The organism is Salmonella sp. SAL4457 (assembly GCF_046548235.1).
Lineage (GTDB): Bacteria > Pseudomonadota > Gammaproteobacteria > Enterobacterales > Enterobacteriaceae > Salmonella > Salmonella enterica.
This window is the reverse complement of sequence record NZ_JBGDZO010000229.1, coordinates 1-320: the sequence shown is the minus strand read 5'-3', so window position 1 is coordinate 320 and position 320 is coordinate 1. Positions and strand designations below refer to the sequence as shown.

The 320-nt window shown below is 63.1% G+C and carries 1 protein-coding gene; it reads left to right on the top strand.

Annotation, left to right across the window (positions count from 1 at the left end; translation table 11 throughout):
• Positions 1-95: 95 nt before the first annotated feature.
• A partial coding sequence (pelG, locus tag ACLJNW_RS24040) for an exopolysaccharide Pel transporter PelG (protein WP_333555429.1) occupies positions 96-320 on the top strand: 225 nt, incomplete at its 3' end.

Below are 320 nucleotides of genomic sequence, written 5' to 3'. Positions count from 1 at the left end.
GGGTATAAGAGACAGGGTCGAACGCTACTACACCGAGGCGCTGATGCTCGGACGTTACCGCGGGCTGTACCGCGAAGCCACGGAGATTGCATGACATGGCCGGCATCGGCTTCGAACTGCGGAAGATCCTTTCCCGCGATTCCTATACGGCGACCCTGCGCGCCTACCTCTACGCCGGGCTGATCAGCTCCGGTCCCTGGGTGCTGTCGATCGTCAGCGTGATGCTGATCGGCGTGCTGAGCCTCGGCGTGGTGGTGCCGGACGTGCTGGTCCGGCAGTTCCTGATCACGGTGACCTACCTGATGGCGCTGTCGCTGATC